Genomic DNA, 18977 nt, shown 5'->3' on the forward strand with positions numbered 1-18977 from the left:
CGTCTCCCTCCAAGTAGATACAAGTTGTTATCGGTTAGTATCTCCTTGACCTTGTGGGAATAAACAAAAAAGTTGGGGGAATGGATGGTTGAAAAAGGGATAAAAAAGCAGAGTACTTTCTAATCCGTTACCTGGCGGGTGCTGGTTGATTTCCGTTTCAGGGGTCTCACCTGTCCCACTATCCCGCACGAGTCGAACACCTTCCACTCCAATCAACAATATAAATTTAATTTAAAAATTTGTTTTCTCTCTTGCACTTTTATGTAATTCCACACTAACGTTAAGGGTAAAAAATACAATCAAACTCACCTTTTTTGTCTACTAATTTGCAGTCCTCTATGTCGAGTGACCAGAGTCCGGAATTCAATACAACTCCTGATTTTACGAGATGAATTTTTTTAGAAAAGATTGGGCCGTCGAGGACGAAGGTGTGGTATTCGCCTGCTTCTCCCATGACGCAACAGTCTTTTTTCGTGTGAATATCCTCATAAAATTCCCAGTCGAGCATTCGGCCTGGCCACGATGGATCGAATACTTTGTCGGAAGCCCTGCATATGACTGCAGAGAATCCAAGTGTAATGAACTCTTTTAATAATCGACTGCATTCATCCTTAGATATCCAAACGGGAAAGGAAGGTTTAAGACCTGCTTTCAATGCCACTTCTTCATTCCACTTCCTGTCTTCTTCTGCATATAAACTTCCAAAGACGATTTCGTCAATTCCTCTTTCCTGCTTTAACTCTGCTAATGCCTGTATCAGGGAATGCTCATAATCATCTCCGGAATCGACCATTACCAAGGGGATATTCAATGCCTTTGCCTGTTGCTGTAATATCTCCAATCGCAGGCCGTGTGCATGATTTCGTTCATATTTTTCAGAGACCATGGAGACAAGGCACTCTACTTGTTTTTCTGCTTTTAGAGTACGATATAAAGCGAGACACCCATCTTTCCCTCCGCTCCAGCTAATAACCACCTTTGTTTTCTTCCTATTCAATTTCCCCATCTCCCTTTTATTTCTTCATCCGTAAAAAAAGCCAAGAATGAAGAATCATTCTTGGCTCTGCGTTAAGCTATTAAGCTGACGTCTTTTCTTCGTTTGGATCGATGACTGTTCCATCTTCAAGCATTAAATGAGGAGCCGCATCTTCAAGGATCGTTTCTTTCGTAATGATACATTTTTTTATATCATCACGGGAAGGAAGATCGAACATTACATCCAGCATCATTGTTTCGATGATGGAACGTAATCCACGTGCACCCGTTTTACGCTCGATGGCCTTTTTAGAGATTTCAAGCAGGGCATCTTCTGTGAACTCAAGCTCGACATCATCTAATTCAAGCATTTTCTGGTACTGTTTCACCAATGCATTTTTAGGTTTTGTCAGAATTTCAACCAATGCCTCTTCATCCAGAGGTTCGAGGCTTGAAATGACTGGAAGACGACCGATGAATTCTGGAATCAATCCAAATTTCAACAGATCTTCCGGAACAACTTTAGAAAGAAGGGATTTGTCTTCTTTTACTTCGGCATTCTTAGGATTAGAACCGAATCCGATGACTTTTTGACCTAAACGGCGCTTGATGATCTGCTCGATACCGTCGAATGCTCCACCACAGATGAACAGGACATTGGACGTGTCAATCTGGATGAATTCCTGATGAGGATGCTTACGTCCGCCTTGTGGTGGAACGCTTGCTACCGTACCTTCAAGGATTTTCAAGAGGGCTTGTTGTACCCCTTCACCTGAAACATCTCTTGTGATCGACGGATTCTCAGATTTTCTTGCTACTTTATCGATTTCATCGATGTAGATGATTCCTTTTTCAGCTTTTTCTACATCGTAGTCAGCTGCCTGAATCAATTTCAATAGAATATTCTCTACGTCTTCCCCAACATAACCTGCTTCGGTTAGTGACGTGGCATCTGCGATGGCGAAAGGAACGTTAAGAATACGAGCCAGTGTTTGGGCAAGGAGGGTTTTACCGCTACCTGTTGGTCCGATCATGGCAATATTACTCTTGGAAAGTTCAACGTCATCGACTTTACTGCTGGAGTTGATACGCTTGTAGTGGTTATAAACCGCAACTGCGAGTGATTTCTTCGCTTGATCCTGACCGATTACGTATTCGTCCAGGATTTCACGGATTTCACGTGGTTTCGGTACGTCTTTGAATTCTACTTCTTCTTCCGTACCCAGCTCTTCTTCTACGATTTCAGTGCAAAGCTCGATGCACTCATCACAAATATACACACCTGGTCCAGCGACTAGTTTACGAACTTGGTCTTGTGTTTTTCCGCAAAAAGAACATTTTAATTGCCCTTTTTCATCATTAAATTTAAACAATGATTTTCACCCCTTCGTTAAAACTTCATTAAATCGTGCTCTGTTTCATCAAACGAACGATTCCTTGCATCCCTATTACCTAAAGTTATGTACTGCATTTTATCATATTATATGTTCGTAAAGAAATGGATACGATTCTTAAGAATCATCTTATTATGTAATACGCATTTTAGCAAATATTTTACATTGCTAATGTCTAGCTTGTCCAATTGAAGTCAGGTAATGTAAGGAATCTTATTATGTATGTTCCTGGTGAAAGTAATGCAACCCCGTTAATAAGCTTTTTCCATAAATAATGGTTCTTATTCTTTTTGGGGAGATAAAAGTTTCTTATTCTATAGCGTATAATATTTTGGCCATGATTGCCACTGAAAAAAATGGATGTAGCATATTGTGGTGCTGGCTAACAATCCAAGATTTGGATAGTGGTGATTTTGGCTCATTTGCGCCATCCAACTCAAAAGCGATGGAGCAAACGAGTTTGCTCTTTCGCTTTTGAGTTGGATGGCTACTTTTCAGCTGGGCTGAAAAGCGTGTGAAACGTTCGTTTCACACGAATGAGCCAAAATCATGGGCTTTCTTTGCTTCATTGTAGAAAACAAGGCACGAAGATTCGCGCCTTGTTCGATATTTTTTATTATGCTACGGTTTTGCTGTTTTCTACAAGGAATTCTACTGCTTTACGAACTTTAAGGTCGGCTTTAAGTGTGTCAAGGCCACCTAGTGCTTGTTTGATGTTGTCAGCAGACATGTTGTATTGTTCAGCCATTTTGTTTACTTCTTCTTCTGCTTCTTCGTCTGTCACTTCAAGGTTTTCTGCTGCTGCGATTGCTTCAAGTGTCAGGTTAGTGCGAACGCGTTTGCCAGCGTCTTCTGTCATTTGACCGCGAAGATCTTCTTCTGTTTGACCAGAGAATTGGAAGTAAAGGTCAAGGTTCATACCTTGCATTTGAAGGCGTTGACCGAATTCTTGCATCATGCGGTCTACTTCAGCTGTAACCATAACTTCTGGAATTTCAACTTCAGCATTGTCAGAAGCTTTATTTACAAGAGTTTCGCGAACAGCTGTTTCAGCTTCGTTCTTTTTAGACTCTTGAAGGCGTTTTTCGATTTTTTCTTTTAGTTCAGCAAGCGTTTCAACTTCTTCGTCAGCGTCTTTTGCGAACTCATCGTCAAGAGCAGGAAGTTCTTTTGCTTTGATTTCGTGAACTTTCACTTTGAATGTAGCAGGCTTACCAGCAAGCTCAGCTGCATGGTACTCTTCAGGGAAAGTAACTTCTACTTCTTTCTCTTCACCAGATGCAACCCCGATTAATTGCTCTTCGAAACCTGGGATGAATTGACCTGAACCTAATTCAAGTGAATAATTCTCAGCTTGGCCGCCTTCGAATGCTTCACCGTCAACGAATCCTTCGAAATCCATTGTCACTGTGTCGCCTTCTTCAGCTTTTCCATCTTCTTTAACAGCAAGCTCAGCTTGTTTTTCTTGAAGTGAAGTAAGTTCAGCTTGAACGTCCTCAGCTGTTACTTCTGTTTCCATTTTTTCTACTTCAAGACCTTTGTATTCGCCTAATTTCACTTCAGGTTTCACTTGTACCTTCGCAGTGAAGATTAAGTCTTTGCCTTTTTCCATTTGCTCAACATCGATTTCCGGACGGTCGATTGGATCGATTCCAGTTTCTTCGATTGCTTTCGCATACGCTTCAGGTAAGATGAAATCTAATGCATCTTGGTAAAGTGATTCTACACCAAAACGTTTTTCGAACATACCGCGTGGCATTTTCCCTTTACGGAATCCTGGTACGTTTACTTGTTTTACAACTTTTTTGAATGCTGCGTCTAAACCTTCGTTTACTTTTGCAGCTTCTACTTCAATTGTAAGAACTCCTTGATTTCCTTCTTGCTTTTCCCATTTTGCAGACATACTGTTCCCTCCAACAATCTATGATTGATCTTAATTTTTTACGCATAGTAGTAGATAGTCCCGTGTGAATCTAGCACTATCATCGTAAATATATGAAAAACTTTTACATTACAACCATTACATTATAACATACAGCCACTGTCTTTCAACAGAGAGCGTTTAAATATTGGGAGAGGAAATTTCCTCTAGTTCCTCTACTTTGGCTAAAATCCCTTTAGATTGTATACTTTCTACCTGCTCCTCCAATTCTTCCTCAAGGATCGTATCAGCAAACATCCCCGCTGTATAGTAGGCATATACCGATGCGATTTCTTTCGGATCCCCTTCAAGTGTAAAAGGGTAGAGAAGGAAGGCGTGTCGCTTCACCAGTTCCAGGGCGTGCTGAAATAGAGTAGGGTTTGTTTGCGCCAGGAGGTCATCCAGCGAGTCTGTAACACCTTTGAAGAACACAGATTCGAATACATCGGTCAATCCTGATGGATATACCTTCTCTTCCTTATCAAACTTCACCACGACTACTTGTTTATCCATTCCGTGCTCTCTTAAAACATTTAAGATCATCGTTTGTAAAAACGGATGGGCATCCGGGTCCCCTAATACCCTTTCCAACTCTCCTCGAAAGGGTTGAATATTCCGATGAACGAGCTGTGCCACGATCAGAGTCTGCTCCTCCAGGCTCTTTCCAGCCAGGATTTGTTCATCTTCCGGCTCTTCTTTTTCAGGGATCGTCGCTTTTCCACTCACGACCTTTTCGCTGAATTGAAGAAGCTTCCTGAAATGTTCTTCCTTTTCAATAGGAACTTCTTTTTCATCAAAAAGAGCATTGATCGTATCGATCACTTCCTTATGCTGATGAAGCTGAATGAGAATCATTAAATACATATCAACAACCTCGAAGTAGTCACCGATCCCTTCAAGGAGCATCTCTTTACATATGGATCCCGCTTCGTCATATTGCTTGCTTTCATAGAGGGATAATACAAGCGCTGTATTGATATCCGGGTTATCCGGGTCAATTTCATAGGCTTGTGCGAGGAGTTCCGACGCTTCATGGACCTCACCCTGTTCCAGTGCCAGTACCCCTTTTTCCAGCAGCCGATCCTTCAATCCCGGAAACTGAACAATCTTTCCTTTTCCTTCTTGGTTTCCCTTATTCATAAAACGTACCTGCCTATACTGTTTAGTTGCCTTAAGTTTAGCACGATATCTAGTGGATAACAAAAAAAGCTTACCTTCTGCAAGGTAAGCTTTGGTATGTAGGATTGATGGCGTCCCAGAAGAGATTCGAACTCCCGACCTACAGTTTAGGAAACTGTTGCTCTATCCTGCTGAGCTACTGGGACAAGAATTAAGTATGTGTCACTCTTAGATTCATTATTATATCATATGGGATAAAAAAGGGGATACCCTACAGTTACCTGTAATAGTATCCCTTGTGTCAAAACCCTGATGTCAAGGTATTATGTAAAGAATATGGCGTCCCAGGAGAGATTCGAACTCCCGACCGACGGCTTAGAAGGCCGTTGCTCTATCCTGCTGAGCTACTGGGACTTGCTTTGTTTTTCTTGATTTGTTTATCAAGGACAATATTTATTATATTCACATAGCATCAATAAGTCAACAGGTTATTTAAAAAAGATTAATTTTATTTATCATTTCTTCCTTAACGTTCCTCAACAATAGATAAGAACCCGCATGATACGGGTTCTCACACTATGCCCTACAGCTGAAAAGTTTGCGTCAATTCCTCTAGCACCACATGATCATGGGTCAGGAAAGATACTTTTATTTCTTGATCCTGGATCTCCACCAACGCGTAGGTACGCTCACTTCTCCCCCGTGGCAGCAATATACTGCCAGGGTTTAAAAATAAGATGCCATTATTCAATTCCGCACCAAGCGTATGGGAATGTCCAAAGAACACACATTGTGCCCCTACTTCTTCTGCACGGTAACGGAGCTTCATCAAGGACATTTTGATTCCATAAAGGTGCCCATGGGTCACCATGATGGTGTGACCATCAACCACTTCTACCAGATCATCCGGTAAACGCGCATCCATATCACAGTTTCCCCGAACGATAAGATAAGGTGACAATACCGGGTCATCGGCACTTAACTCGGAGTCACCGCAGTGAATCATGGCATCGACGGTTGACTGATATTTCTCTGACAGCTCCATCAACTCTTCTTTTGATCCATGACTATCACTTACTACTAATAATCTCATGCAGCTCACCCTTTAAATTAAGTCTGAAATGATATTTCCTAACTTTTCTAACGCATGACCGCGATGGCTTATCCGGCTTTTTTCTTCTTGTGTTAACTCTGCCATGGTTTTATCTAGGGATGGCACAAAGAAAATGGGATCATAGCCGAAGCCATTCGTTCCCCTCTTCTCACGTAAGATTCTTCCTTCACAAGTACCGGTCACCGTTTTCGTTTCCATGTCCGGTCCGGCAATGGCGAGTACACAGTAAAAACGGGCCGTCCGGTCGGACTCGTCCACAGATTCCAATTCGCCTAATACTTTTACCATATTTGCTTCGTCACTTTTCTCTTCACCGGCATAACGGGCAGAATAGACGCCCGGACGACCTTCAAGGGCATCGATGGAGAGACCTGAATCATCGGCAATCACCAATGCTCCCAATTCCTCCGCTACAGTTTCTGCTTTCAATATCGCATTTTCCTCAAACGTTACACCTGTTTCTTCTACATCATCAATATGAGGAAGGTCTAGTAATGTTTGTACCTCATATCCGTACGGAGCAAACATATGTTGGAATTCTTTTGCTTTCCCTTTGTTCTTCGTCGCTATGATCACACGTTTTGTCATCGGCTTCTCATCCCTTTATTGAAATCTATTGACTATTTCACCTAATGATTGCTTCTGGATTTCGAATAGTTCTTGAATTCCATCTTGTCCAAGCTTCAGTAATTGTTGTAATTGCTCCATTGTAAAGGTTGCTTCTTCTCCCGTTCCCTGAAGCTCGACAAACTCACCTTCGCCTGTCATGATGATGTTCATGTCTACCAATGCACTGCTGTCTTCAACATAATTTAGGTCAAGGACCGCACCTTGATCTTCTATGATGCCGACACTTGTTGCTGCGAGAAAACTCTTCAATGGGAAGGTTGAAATCTTCTTATTATCCTGCAGCTTCGCAAGCGCCAGTGCCATGGCAACGAATGCCCCCGTGATTGATGCTGTTCTGGTACCGCCGTCTGCCTGTATGACGTCACAGTCAATCCAGATTGTGCGTTCCCCTATTTTATCCAGATCCACTACCGCTCTCAAGGCCCGTCCGATCAGTCGTTGAATTTCCATCGTTCTTCCGGAGATTTTCCCTTTGGACGATTCACGGATGTTCCTTGTATCAGTCGCTCTAGGAAGCATGGAATATTCTGCAGTAATCCATCCTTTCCCGCTGTTTCTCATAAAAGGAGGGACTCTATCTTCTATACTTGCATTACAAATGACTTTCGTTTCTCCTACCGTTATCAGGACTGAACCTTCCGGATGCTTAACGAAATCTGTTTGAATGTCAATCGAACGCAATTGATTTTTTTCTCTGCCATCTGTTCTCATTTGATTTCCTCCTGTCATTTCATATGTTATGTAAGATGTTCTAATCAAAAATAGAAGAGGCGGCAATCTGCCAACCTCTTTTCAAGTGATTCTATAATAGTATATCAAAAAATCGCTATTTAAAAACTAATTGCGTTGACATTTTCCGGTCTTGTCACAGGCTCGGTTACTGTTTCACCGTCTTTGGCCACCTTGGTTGCTTCGCCGTTAACCAATACAGAGACGCCTTTAATGCCCTTTTGCTCTGTTAATGAAAGGACGAGGGAATTCAGCATATGTTCAGAGACAATTTTTTCTTCCAAACTGCCGTAGACTGCTTCGTTAAAGTTCAGAGTAACCGTTCCATCTTCTAGCTTCGGATCGTCCAATAACTTCGCACCGGTAAAGTCACTTGCAAGAGAAGAGGAATATCCAGGTCCGTCAATCAACTCATTCACCACAGCCTTAACTTCATCTGCCGATTTTGAGCTGACGCGTTTTGTGACAGGTACATAATAGGTTTTGTCATCGGACTGCGCTACATAGTAAACCGTCAACGGCTTTGTGCTTGTCGGATCCACAACACCTGAGGTATCTACATTGATCCCGACTTTTCTCGTTAATCCCTTTTCATCAATTGGCGTACCATTCACCGGCATTTCCGTTAATGGATATCCGTTTACGCGGAGCTCGACTTTTTCAACCGAATCGAACTGAGTCAATGTCCATGTGACGGATTGAAGGATCTTTTGCTCATCTTCAGGCTGGTAGTTATTAAATTCCGGGGAAAAATCGGCAATCGCCTTACCGTCTTTAATATCCACCGTTACCTGTGTGTCTGCCGGCAATACGGCCCTGAATCCATTAGGCAGGATGTTTTCCACCGGACCATTCTTCACGAGATATTCGAGTGCTTGTTTGGCCACGCTTTCCTGACCGGGAAGAGGGATGGACTGTGAAACGACATAGCCGTTTTTATCAATTAAATATAGTTCCGTCATGACAGTTTCAGCATTCGATTCTTCCTTACTCACCTTTTTCTCTGAATCCTCACCCTTGGCTGTATCGACTTTCTCCCCTTCTTTTAAGTAGGATAGGTCTTGAGGAGGATCGATTTTCTCCTTGTCGTCACCGAAACTGAGTAATCCACAACCTGAAAGATATACAGAAGAAGCTAAAACCGTTACTGCTATTGACACCTTCGCTTTTTTTGCCATTGGGAAACCTCCTAAAAGACAGTTTGTACTAACATATATACGAGCCCCGTCCAAAAAATAGACCGAAACTTTTTGAAAATAGATACAAACAAAAGCGGAGGCGGCTTGGTAGAGACGACAAGCATAAGGCGAGCTTGCCCTAAAGGCGCACTTTGCCTTTTGGGCAAGCTTGACTTATGACCTCGAGGGGCTAGCCGCCGGAGCTGGATGATTCAAAAGCGGAGGCGGCTTGATTGAACGTCTCGCAGTGAAGATATTGTCGAAATTTACAAAACGGTCGATGTCCCCACTCACAAACACCCCATCAACAACAAAAAACCACCCGATCACAAGATTCTAACCTTGTAATCGAATGGTTTCTGCTCTTACTTTTCCGATTGTCAGCCAATCTGAGGCAATCGTCGAAAATATCGCTGATGACCCTGTATTAAAGAATCGATGCTCAGGTTGCTGGACACCTCTGTACAGGAGATTGTAATAATCAAGAATCGTACTGACTTCCCGCGCAGTTTCGTCCCCCGAGCTGATCACACTGACATCCGGGCCCATATATGCCTGTATCTTGGGTTGTAGCAGCGGATAATGCGTACATCCCAGAATCAACGTATCAATCCCGGAATCTCTGAGAGGTTGAAGGGTCTCCCCAACAATATCGCTCGCCATGGAGCTGTCGTACTCCCCACTTTCCACTAATGGAACAAATTTAGGACATGCGAGTGACGTGACGTCCAGGTTTCCGTGAAGGGAGTGAAGGGCTTCTACATAAGCGCCGCTATTGATCGTCCCCACGGTTCCAAGAACACCGATTTTCTTATTATACGTATGCTTGATGGCAGCCCTCGCCCCTGGATGGATGACCCCGATCACAGGTATATCCAGGTGGGTCTGAATTTCATCCAGAACAACCGCCGTGGCTGTATTACAGGCAATGATCAACATTTTAATGTCGTATTCCATGAGGTATTGCGTCATTTCCCATGTGAACTTTTTTACTTCTTGTGCTGATCTGGGTCCGTATGGACAGCGAGCTGTGTCGCCGAGATAATAGATGGTCTCTTTCGGCAGCTGACGCATCACTTCTCTTGCGACGGTCAGGCCTCCCACCCCAGAATCGATGATGCCGATTGGTTGAATCACATTATTCCCTCACTCTGGTTTAATTTCTTGATGAAGTTTGGCTAAATTATCTTTTAATAATAGCACTTCCTTCTCAGAGAAGTCCGTTAAGACACTCTGAAGATAATTCTGCCTTTTCTTGATTACTTCTTCAATAATTCTTTCGCCCTCTTTTAACATATGGATTCGGACGACCCGGCGGTCATTCTCATCTTTTACACGTTCCACCAACTGGTTTTTTTCCATACGGTCCACCAGATCCGTCGTGGTGCTGCATGCGAGGTACATCTTATTTGATAGATCTCCAATCGTCATATCACCATATTCAAATAACCACTGCAATGCAACAAACTGCGGGGGAGTGATGGTATACTGACTTAATATCTCTCTGCCTTTTTGCTTGATGATCGACGATATGTATCGAAGGTCTTTCTCAATATCTGCCACAACTTGTAAATCTCCAATGGATTGGTCTTCTTTAGAATTCGTCATCATTTCTCTCCTTTTACATTCTGAAACCGGACAATTACTCCTTATGAAAAACGGGAACGACGCGTCAGCCTTCCTGTTTTAGCTTCTCTATCTATTATGGGACAAGTTCATATGACCCTTACTAGCATTTTCGCCTTTTTCGCGGGAAAATTCAAGACAAGTTAGCATGGAACAGAACTAAAAGAGACTGACTCTCATTCAAACATTAATAGGCATCGTGTTTAGAAACCCGTTAATTGTTCTGCATCAGAATCAGTCCCTTACATTTAAAGCTTGAGTTCCCCCATGCGAAGAAGCTCTACAACAGCTTGAGATCGCCCCTTCACTCCAAGCTTTTGCATGGCGTTGGAAATATGATTTCGAACTGTCTTTTCGCTAATAAATAGATCACTAGCAATTTCTTTAGTTGTTTTGTCTTGAACTAACAGTTCGAATACTTCTTTTTCTCTTTTGGTGAGCAACGGTTTGTGTGTAAAATCATTGTCCTTCAATTATGGTAACCCTCCTTGCCTTCGCCAGCTTTAAACCGCGGGGATGGGTATTGTCGGTCGTCAGAATATCATATGTGAAGGTAGGGTTTAGAGTGACATAGAGAAGGAAGTTAAATGAAAAATAGGCAGCGGTTTCTTTTGCTTCCTAAACCGGGTTTGAGACCACCTTATCACTATGCAGCTTCGCCTTCATTTCTTCCGTCCAAGGGACACCTTTTCCAGTTTGCTTGGATATTTGCACCATGGTTCCTCTACCTGTAAAGCAAATCTCATCTTCTTCATTCAGACCCATATAATGAATGTCCACTGAAGAATGACCAACACGATTCGCCTTCACATAGATCCTCAACGTTTCGTCGAAGAATACTTGTTTTACAAAATCACATTGTAAATCTGCCACTACCGGAATGGTATCATTTTCGGGCTTTACCCAATTCTGCATAAATCCAATGTGATTTAAATACTCGATCCTGGCTTCTTCGAAGTACGTGAAGGGCACCGTATTGTTCATATGCCCGAACATATCGGTCTCAGAAAACCGGACTTTTATATGGATAGAAAATGAGAATTCTTTTTGCCATGTTTCTATATCTTCAATGTATGTAAAGTGTTTCAAATTGGCTCCTCCTTTTATTGAACGAAATATTCTAAAAATGAATGGTGATTCATTTCATTATACCCTTTTTCTGAAAAATAAGAAACCTATATACACGAAATAGAGTCGAATGAAAAATCGGCTCTTACATGACTATGAGGATTCCTCCAATATTCTTCCCTCCACTTTAAGGGAAACAGGTGAATGTTTGGTGAGATAGCCACTGATCACCTCGTATAAATTCAAGTATAGTTCGGTGATCCTGCCATTTTCTTTTGCGTCTCGAAACATGTTAAAGCCGTCTCCCCCATCGGCAAGGAATGCATTGACCGCCACCCTGTATGACTTCGCCCGATCAAGACGTTCACCTTGCACCTTTACGTTACTTACCCTTTCCCCCACAGTCCTTGTGGGATCAAAGTGAAATGAAAGTCCTGATACCTGGAGAAATTGACCCGATTCCTCATCCACTTTAGCTACACTATGTTCTAATGCTTGAAGAATTTCTTCTCCTGAGAGATTCAACGTCACAAGGCTGTTTCCAAAAGGCAACACTTCCAATACTTCATCGAGTGTTATTCCTCCTGCATCGATGGAACGTCTGATCCCACCCCCATTTTGAAAAGCGACTTGAGTGGGTGCGAACTGATTTGCTTCCTCCAGCATGGCATCCGTAATGAGATTGCCTAAATTGGTTTCTGTTGTCCGAACAGCGTGGCGATCCCCATTTAATGGCACGTTCGTAAATCCAATGACCGTGCCCTTTAAGTCTTCGATTGGCTTCTTTAATTGAGACAGTCTCTTTAGAGCCCATGGATCGGGACGATACACGTCTTTTCCTTCCTCATCTTTTGCCAACACATCGATCAATCTGCCGTTCCAACTCGTTAATACGCCCGCGTCAGAAAATACCGCCTGCACTTCCCCTAAAGACATGCCATACTCATTGGCCTGCACAATCAATGTAGGCTCCGTTTGAAGGTTGTAGACAAGTGGTTTGGTCAATTTGGAGTGTGAATGACCTCCTATGATGATGTCGATTCCTTTCACCTTCTGAGCTAATCGTTTATCACGGGATAAACCCAAGTGCGACAATACGATGATATGATTGACACCTTTTCCTTTTAGATTAGCCACTTCTTCCATCGCCTTTTCCTCGGCGTTCCTGAACACAATTGTATCGCCCGGTTTTGATAGGAAGGCTGTATCCTCCGTTGTCAGACCGAGGATTCCAACCTTCACTCCTTTCACTGACTGCATAATCGCAGGATAAATCGAACCACCTTCCGCACGGTCAGGGATGCCTTTCTTCATTAAAGGAGCAAGATACCGATCATCCCGGACATCCACATTGCTGCTCACAACGGGAAAAGAGAGCGCTTTAATGAAAGCAGCCAGCACCTTACTGCCTTTGTCGAATTCATGATTTCCCGGTGTCATGGCGTTATAACCTATTTTATTCATGAATTCAGCATCGGCCTGCCCAAGATACTGGTTAAAATACAGTGTTCCGGAGAATACATCCCCTGCATCCAGGAGAAGAAGTTCCCCATCCTTTCCTCTTATTTCCTTGATGGCCGTGTGGAGATATGGAATGTTTTCCAAATGGGCATGTACATCATTTGTATGTAAGATCGTTAAGTGAAGTAAGCCATCTTTTTCGATAGCTAATGCATTTTCTTCCGATAAAAATGAGGTTGCGCTTACCATTATGATTACGAGTACTACCAAAACTCCGCTCCGTTTCACATACATCACTCCTGGATTTTTCTATGCGACCATATGTGTCTACTATGCATCAATACCGTGTATTTTATGAGGCAAACAAAAAAGCACTCTCCTGAAGGAAAGTGCTTTTTTTATAAAAATTATTAGTCAACCATATGGTCGCTTCCGAAGAAGTTCTTGAACATTTGGAATGTGGTTTCTCTGTTAAGGGCCGCAATCGAGGTCGTCAAAGGAATTCCCTTAGGACAAGATTGAACACAGTTTTGAGAGTTACCACAGTTGGCAAGTCCACCGTCGCCCATGATCGACTCAAGACGCTCATCCTGATTCATGGCACCTGTTGGATGCGCATTGAATAAACGAACTTGAGATAATGGGGCAGGACCGATGAAGTCTGATTTGCTGTTTACATTCGGACATGCTTCCAGACATACACCGCAAGTCATACATTTTGATAGTTCATACGCCCACTGACGTTTCTTCTCTGGCATACGTGGTCCTGGACCAAGATCGTAAGTTCCATCAATCGGAATCCATGCTTTGACCTTTTTCAAGCTGTCGAACATGCGACTGCGGTCTACCTGCAGGTCGCGGACAACTGGGAACGTGCGCATTGGCTCAAGACGGATTGGCTGCTCTAATTGATCCACCAGTGCCGTACAAGATTGTCTCGGCTTTCCGTTGATCACCATCGAACAAGCTCCACATACCTCTTCCAGACAGTTCATATCCCAGTTGATCGGAGTCGTATGCTCCCCTTTTGCATTGACCGGATTACGACGGATTTCCATCAGTGCGGAAATCACGTTCATATTCGGTCTGTAATCAAGTTCGAACTCTTCTTGGAAAGGGGCAGTTTCCGGGCTTTCTTGACGAGTAATGATAAAACGGACTTTTTTATTTTCACTCATCATTTATTTCCCCCTTTGCTCTTAGAATAGTCACGCTTACGTGGTGCGATCAGTGAAGTATCCACTTCCTCGTAATGGAATTCAGGTGAATTCGTCGCAGCATTGTATTTCGCCATCGTCGTCTTCAGGAATTCTTCATCATTACGTTCAGGGAAGTCAGGCTTGTAATGAGCTCCACGGCTCTCATTACGATTTAATGCACCGATTGTAATAACGCGGGCAAGCTGAAGCATGTTCCACAATTGACGCGTGAATGTCGCTCCCTGGTTGCTCCACTTGGCTGTATCATTGATATTGATATTTTGGTAACGTTCCATCAATTCCTGGATCTTTTCATCCGTTTGTTTCAGCTTGTCGTTATGACGTACAACCGTAACATTATCCGTCATCCATTCGCCAAGCTCTTTATGAATGACATACGCATTTTCCGTACCATTCAGGGACATGATGTTGTTCCATTTTTCTTCTTCCTGTTTTACATAGCGGTCGAATACAGATGAAGGAACGGATTCAACCGTTTTCTCAAGACCTTCAATATATTTAATCGCATTAGGTCCGGCAACCATACCACCGTAGATAGCGGATAGTAATGAGTTTGCTCCCAAACGGTTTCCACCGTGCTGAGAATAATCACACTCACCAGCTGCGAATAATCCAGGAATATTGGTCATCTGGTCATAATCGACCCATAGTCCACCCATTGAATAATGAACTGCAGGGAAGATCTTCATTGGTACTTTGCGAGGATCGTCACCCATGAATTTCTCATAGATTTCAATGATTCCGCCAAGCTTGATATCAAGCTCTTTTGAATCCTTATGGGATAGATCCAGGTAAACCATGTTTTCACCATTGATTCCAAGCTTCTGGTTTACGCACACATCGAAGATCTCACGTGTGGCGATATCACGCGGTACAAGGTTCCCGTATGCAGGATACTTCTCTTCAAGGAAGTACCAAGGCTTACCATCTTTGTACGTCCAGACACGTCCACCTTCACCACGAGCGGATTCACTCATGAGGCGAAGCTTATCATCCCCGGGAATCGCTGTCGGGTGAATCTGGATGAACTCACCATTTGCATAGTAAGCACCTTGTTGATACACGATCGAAGCGGCTGAACCTGTGTTGATGACAGAGTTTGTAGATTTCCCGAAAATAATTCCCGGTCCGCCTGATGCCATAATAACGGCATCCGCTGCAAAGGATTTGATTTCCATTGTTTGAAGGTTTTGAGCGACGATTCCTCGTGCTACTCCTTCGTCATCAATGACGACTCCAAGGAATTCCCAACCTTCGAACTTGCTTACTAAACCTGCCACTTCATGACGGCGTACCTGCTCGTCCAAAGCGTATAATAATTGCTGACCAGTCGTAGCACCGGCGAAAGCGGTTCTATGATGCTGTGTTCCACCGAAACGACGGAAATCCAGTAATCCTTCCGGTGTACGATTAAACATAACTCCCATGCGATCGAGTAAATGAATAATCCCTGGCGCTGCTTCAGTCATTGCTTTAACAGGCGGTTGATTCGCTAAGAAATCCCCACCATATACCGTATCATCAAAATGTTCCCAAGGAGAGTCTCCTTCTCCCTTCGTATTAACGGCTCCGTTAATACCACCTTGTGCACAAACAGAGTGAGAACGCTTAACGGGTACCAGTGAGAATAAATCGACTTGCGTTCCTTTTTCTGCTGCTTTAATTGTGGCCATCAGGCCGGCTAGACCGCCACCGACAACGATGATTTTGCCTTTACTCATCGTGACTCACTCCTTTTTCTACCATACTTCGAGAGCACTTAGTTAATCTATCAGACTCGTATATATTTTCTGCTTATACGAAAGCAAAGATTGCACGCATACCGACAACCGATAACGCTACAAAAATTCCGATCGTAACATATGTAGCAATTAATTGAGAACGAGGTGTAACCGTAAGTCCCCAGCTAACGCAGAATGACCATAATCCATTTGCAAAGTGGAAAATCGTTGAAAGTACACCCAGCACATAAAATCCTAACATCAATGGATTAGATAAAATGTTTTCCATCATTTGAAAGTTCACTTCAGCACCAAACGCTGCCGCAACTCTTGTTTCCCAAATATGCCAAGTTACGAAAATGAATGTGATCACTCCGGATACACGTTGAAGTAAAAACATCCAGTTACGGAAATAACCAAACTTACTTGCATTATTCTTTGAAGTGAATGCAATGTAAATTCCGTAAATTGCATGGAAATACAATGGAAGGAAGATGATAAAGATTTCAAGGAAATAACGGAAAGGAAGACTTTCCATAAAGTGTGCCGCCTGATTGAATGATTCTTCCCCACCAGTGGCAAAATGGTTCACGACTAAATGTTGTGTTAAAAATAATCCAACTGGAATAACACCTAGCAATGAATGAAGCCTGCGATAATTAAATTCTCGATTTCCAGCCATGATTTACCCCCCTTAATGATAAAATATGAATTCGTTTTCTAATGAATCTCAAAACGTATTAGACGACGATACATATTTTATATTGTAACAATAATGTGACATGTTCATTTTACTCCCAAGGAGTGGAAGCGTCAAGAAAACGTATACATAATTTCGACAATACCGCAAAAATATTTTTAATAAATTGATAATGAAAAAGTCGAGGTTTTGTACAACTAAATGTTCGAAAATTCTAATAAATAGACAATAAATATTATATCACCAAAATATCCCAAGGTCATTTTTTCATGGTATGGGATGATAAATCACCTCTTCATGTATATAATAGTTTTATAGAAAGAGGGGATTTACTTGGAACAAAAAAAAGAAGAACTGCATGAACCATCCGTTCCAATCTTCGGATATGAAATGTTGCGCGACATATTGATTCCAGAAATTTTAGGGAAGCATACACCTGACATTCTTTACTGGGGTGGAAAACACCTTTCGCGGAAATTCCCCCTGCAGTCGACAGAGGAAATATCCTCTTTTTTCGATGAGGCAGGCTGGGGAACCCTTACACTTATGGAACAGAAAAAGAATGAAATGACTTTTGAACTAAAAGGTCCAGTGATCGAACGGCGCCTTTCATTGAAAACGGATGTGAATTTCAAACTGGAAACCGGCTTTATTGCAGAACAAATTCAACTGCAAAGAAAATGCGTGGCAGAAGCTGCTGACGAACTACATAAACGGAGTCATGCGGTCAAAGTGGTCGTACGATGGGACGACAAAGACCGGATTGAGTAGTCTGACTCCTAATAAAGGGTTGCCCAGTATGTTCTGGGCAACCCTTTTCTATATTGGTTCTACAACGTGATTTCTTCCATTTTCAGCGCATCGAGGTTAAAGGCAGTATGTAAGACACGCGCTGCCTTTTGCATATTCTCTCCATCTACCACTGTAGATACTTTGATTTCAGAGGTGCTGACCATCTTCACGACAATGTCTTCCTGTGCCAGTACTTCAAACATTTCCGCTGCAACGCCGGGGTTTGAAATCATGCCGGAACCGACGATCGATACCTTCGCAAGCCCGCTTTCATGCTCGACATGGGTGAAATTCAACTGTTCCTTATTTCGCTCAAGAACAGCAAGGGTTTCTTCAAGATCCTGTTCCTTGATGGAGAAGGATAGATTGGTTGTGTTCTGATCTGTCTGGGTCTGAATGATGATGTCTACGTTCAGATGATTCTTAGCTAGCGTAGTGAATACGGATGATAGTCCTGTTAAAGCATTTTGAAGTCCGAATACAGTGACCCGTGTAATTTCATTCTCAAACGCTACTCCTCTTACAATCAAGTTCTGTTCCATGCTTGCTTCCTCCTCAATATACGTTCCTTCCACTCGATCGATGCTTGACCTGACTTCTAACGGAATTTGATAATTCTTGGCAAACTCCACTGCCCTTGGATGCAGGACTCCCGCACCCAGATTCGCAAGTTCGAGCATTTCATCATAGGAAATCGACGGTAACTTTCTGGCTCCTTTTATATAACGTGGATCTGTCGTGTATACCCCGTCTACATCAGTATAAATATCACACCTTTCAGCTTTGAGGGCAGCCGCAATGGCAACCGCTGTAGTATCTGATCCTCCCCTGCCGAGAGTTGTGATTTCACCCGTTTCAGTCATACCCTGAAACCCGGCAACAATGACCACTTTTCCCTCTTGAAGGTGAGCCGACATCTTGTCGGTATGAATATTGGTAATCCTTGCATTGCTGTGAACAGACTCTGTCTCGATACCGGCTTGCCAACCAGTAAAGGAAATCGCATCATGTCCGGATTGGATGAGGGCCATCGTCAGTAGTGAAATGGTCACCTGTTCCCCGGTTGAGAGCAGCATATCCATTTCCCTTTTGCTCGGTTGAGATGTAATCTCCCTTGCAAGGCCAACGAGTGTGTCTGTTGTTTTCCCCATGGCAGAAACGACGACAACCACATCATTTCCTCTTTCTTTCTCTTCAATGATCCTTGACGCAACATTTTGAATTCTTTCCACAGATCCCACTGAAGTTCCACCGAATTTCTGAACAATAATACTCACGACTTCTCCCTCTTTCTGAGTGCATTTCGCTACTCTTTTTGATGATGAAGAG

At 42.8% G+C, this 18977-nt stretch carries 18 protein-coding genes and 2 tRNA genes; 1 reads left to right on the forward strand and 19 read right to left on the reverse strand.

Going from position 1 to position 18977, the window contains the following annotated elements; translation table 11 throughout:
* Positions 1-280 precede the first annotated feature (280 nt).
* The 18 genes from SLH55_RS01145 to SLH55_RS01230 form a co-directional block, all read right to left on the reverse strand.
* A complete protein-coding gene (locus SLH55_RS01145) occupies positions 281-997 on the reverse strand; it encodes a diphthine--ammonia ligase (RefSeq protein WP_320322330.1) in 717 nt (238 codons plus the stop codon).
* Positions 998-1076: 79 nt separating this feature from the next.
* Positions 1077-2348 carry an ATP-dependent protease ATP-binding subunit ClpX gene (gene clpX / locus SLH55_RS01150; protein ID WP_320322331.1) on the reverse strand — a complete coding sequence of 424 codons (1272 nt, stop codon included), beginning with the start codon at positions 2346-2348 and terminating at the stop codon, positions 1077-1079.
* A gap of 637 nt (positions 2349-2985) precedes the next feature.
* Entirely contained in the window at positions 2986-4272 is a 1287-nt protein-coding gene (gene tig, locus SLH55_RS01155; protein WP_219166789.1) for a trigger factor, read from the reverse strand.
* A gap of 159 nt (positions 4273-4431) precedes the next feature.
* The gene (locus SLH55_RS01160) at positions 4432-5430 is read right to left on the reverse strand and encodes a tetratricopeptide repeat protein (RefSeq protein ID WP_320322332.1); all 999 of its coding nucleotides are present in this window, start codon (positions 5428-5430) and stop codon (positions 4432-4434) included.
* 108 nt (positions 5431-5538) lie between these two features.
* Positions 5539-5615, reverse strand: a tRNA-Arg gene (locus tag SLH55_RS01165).
* A 131-nt stretch (positions 5616-5746) separates the two neighbouring features.
* Positions 5747-5823, reverse strand: a tRNA-Arg gene (locus SLH55_RS01170).
* A gap of 169 nt (positions 5824-5992) precedes the next feature.
* Positions 5993-6502, reverse strand: coding sequence for a metallophosphoesterase (locus tag SLH55_RS01175; RefSeq protein WP_219166787.1), 510 nt, complete (start codon positions 6500-6502; stop codon positions 5993-5995).
* A 12-nt stretch (positions 6503-6514) separates the two neighbouring features.
* The gene (locus SLH55_RS01180) at positions 6515-7111 is read right to left on the reverse strand and encodes an XTP/dITP diphosphatase (RefSeq protein WP_219166786.1); all 597 of its coding nucleotides are present in this window, start codon (positions 7109-7111) and stop codon (positions 6515-6517) included.
* 15 nt (positions 7112-7126) lie between these two features.
* Positions 7127-7864 carry a ribonuclease PH gene (rph, locus tag SLH55_RS01185; protein ID WP_219166785.1) on the reverse strand — a complete coding sequence of 246 codons (738 nt, stop codon included), beginning with the start codon at positions 7862-7864 and terminating at the stop codon, positions 7127-7129.
* A 119-nt stretch (positions 7865-7983) separates the two neighbouring features.
* Positions 7984-9060 (reverse strand): GerMN domain-containing protein, encoded by a 1077-nt coding sequence (locus SLH55_RS01190; RefSeq protein WP_219166784.1) that lies wholly within the window; start codon positions 9058-9060, stop codon positions 7984-7986.
* A 336-nt stretch (positions 9061-9396) separates the two neighbouring features.
* Entirely contained in the window at positions 9397-10197 is an 801-nt protein-coding gene (racE, locus tag SLH55_RS01195) for a glutamate racemase (protein ID WP_219166783.1), read from the reverse strand.
* A 9-nt stretch (positions 10198-10206) separates the two neighbouring features.
* Positions 10207-10668 (reverse strand): MarR family winged helix-turn-helix transcriptional regulator, encoded by a 462-nt coding sequence (locus SLH55_RS01200; RefSeq protein WP_219166782.1) that lies wholly within the window; start codon positions 10666-10668, stop codon positions 10207-10209.
* Between the two features lie 266 nt (positions 10669-10934).
* Entirely contained in the window at positions 10935-11159 is a 225-nt protein-coding gene (locus SLH55_RS01205; RefSeq protein WP_032087424.1) for a helix-turn-helix domain-containing protein, read from the reverse strand.
* Positions 11160-11304: 145 nt separating this feature from the next.
* Complete coding sequence (locus SLH55_RS01210; RefSeq protein ID WP_219166781.1) at positions 11305-11775, reverse strand: acyl-CoA thioesterase; 471 nt, start codon at positions 11773-11775, stop codon at positions 11305-11307.
* 132 nt (positions 11776-11907) lie between these two features.
* Positions 11908-13503: a bifunctional metallophosphatase/5'-nucleotidase gene (locus SLH55_RS01215; RefSeq protein ID WP_320322333.1), complete on the reverse strand. Its 1596-nt coding sequence runs from the start codon at positions 13501-13503 to the stop codon at positions 11908-11910.
* Between the two features lie 122 nt (positions 13504-13625).
* A complete protein-coding gene (gene sdhB / locus SLH55_RS01220; protein WP_060671328.1) occupies positions 13626-14393 on the reverse strand; it encodes a succinate dehydrogenase iron-sulfur subunit in 768 nt (255 codons plus the stop codon).
* A complete protein-coding gene (gene sdhA, locus SLH55_RS01225) occupies positions 14393-16156 on the reverse strand; it encodes a succinate dehydrogenase flavoprotein subunit (RefSeq protein WP_219166779.1) in 1764 nt (587 codons plus the stop codon). The genes sdhB and sdhA overlap by 1 nt, the downstream gene beginning before the upstream one ends.
* Positions 16157-16229: 73 nt before the next feature.
* Positions 16230-16838: a succinate dehydrogenase cytochrome b558 subunit gene (locus SLH55_RS01230; protein WP_219166778.1), complete on the reverse strand. Its 609-nt coding sequence runs from the start codon at positions 16836-16838 to the stop codon at positions 16230-16232.
* Between the two features lie 351 nt (positions 16839-17189).
* Here SLH55_RS01230 and SLH55_RS01235 point away from each other — a divergent pair, with 351 nt between their 5' ends.
* Entirely contained in the window at positions 17190-17627 is a 438-nt protein-coding gene (locus SLH55_RS01235; protein ID WP_226673292.1) for a YslB family protein, read from the forward strand.
* A 59-nt stretch (positions 17628-17686) separates the two neighbouring features.
* Here the strand turns inward: SLH55_RS01235 and SLH55_RS01240 are convergent, their stop codons facing one another.
* Entirely contained in the window at positions 17687-18925 is a 1239-nt protein-coding gene (locus SLH55_RS01240; RefSeq protein WP_219166777.1) for an aspartate kinase, read from the reverse strand.
* Positions 18926-18977 lie beyond the last annotated feature (52 nt).

It is taken from the genome of Rossellomorea sp. YZS02, assembly GCF_033963925.1.
In the GTDB taxonomy this organism is placed as follows: Bacteria; Bacillota; Bacilli; order Bacillales; family Bacillaceae_B; genus Rossellomorea.

Excerpts from the sequence above, each read along its gene's own strand:
- tig (WP_219166789.1), bottom strand. The coding sequence starts at position 4,272 with ATGTCTGCAAAATGGGAAAAGCAAGAAGGAAATCAAGGAGTTCTTACA.
- SLH55_RS01160 (WP_320322332.1), bottom strand. The coding sequence starts at position 5,430 with ATGAATAAGGGAAACCAAGAAGGAAAAGGAAAGATTGTTCAGTTTCCG.
- SLH55_RS01175 (WP_219166787.1), bottom strand. The coding sequence starts at position 6,502 with ATGAGATTATTAGTAGTAAGTGATAGTCATGGATCAAAAGAAGAGTTG.
- SLH55_RS01180 (WP_219166786.1), bottom strand. The coding sequence starts at position 7,111 with ATGACAAAACGTGTGATCATAGCGACGAAGAACAAAGGGAAAGCAAAA.
- rph (WP_219166785.1), bottom strand. The coding sequence starts at position 7,864 with ATGAGAACAGATGGCAGAGAAAAAAATCAATTGCGTTCGATTGACATT.
- SLH55_RS01190 (WP_219166784.1), bottom strand. The coding sequence starts at position 9,060 with ATGGCAAAAAAAGCGAAGGTGTCAATAGCAGTAACGGTTTTAGCTTCT.
- SLH55_RS01200 (WP_219166782.1), bottom strand. The coding sequence starts at position 10,668 with ATGACGAATTCTAAAGAAGACCAATCCATTGGAGATTTACAAGTTGTG.
- sdhB (WP_060671328.1), bottom strand. The coding sequence starts at position 14,393 with ATGAGTGAAAATAAAAAAGTCCGTTTTATCATTACTCGTCAAGAAAGC.
- sdhA (WP_219166779.1), bottom strand. The coding sequence starts at position 16,156 with ATGAGTAAAGGCAAAATCATCGTTGTCGGTGGCGGTCTAGCCGGCCTG.
- SLH55_RS01230 (WP_219166778.1), bottom strand. The coding sequence starts at position 16,838 with ATGGCTGGAAATCGAGAATTTAATTATCGCAGGCTTCATTCATTGCTA.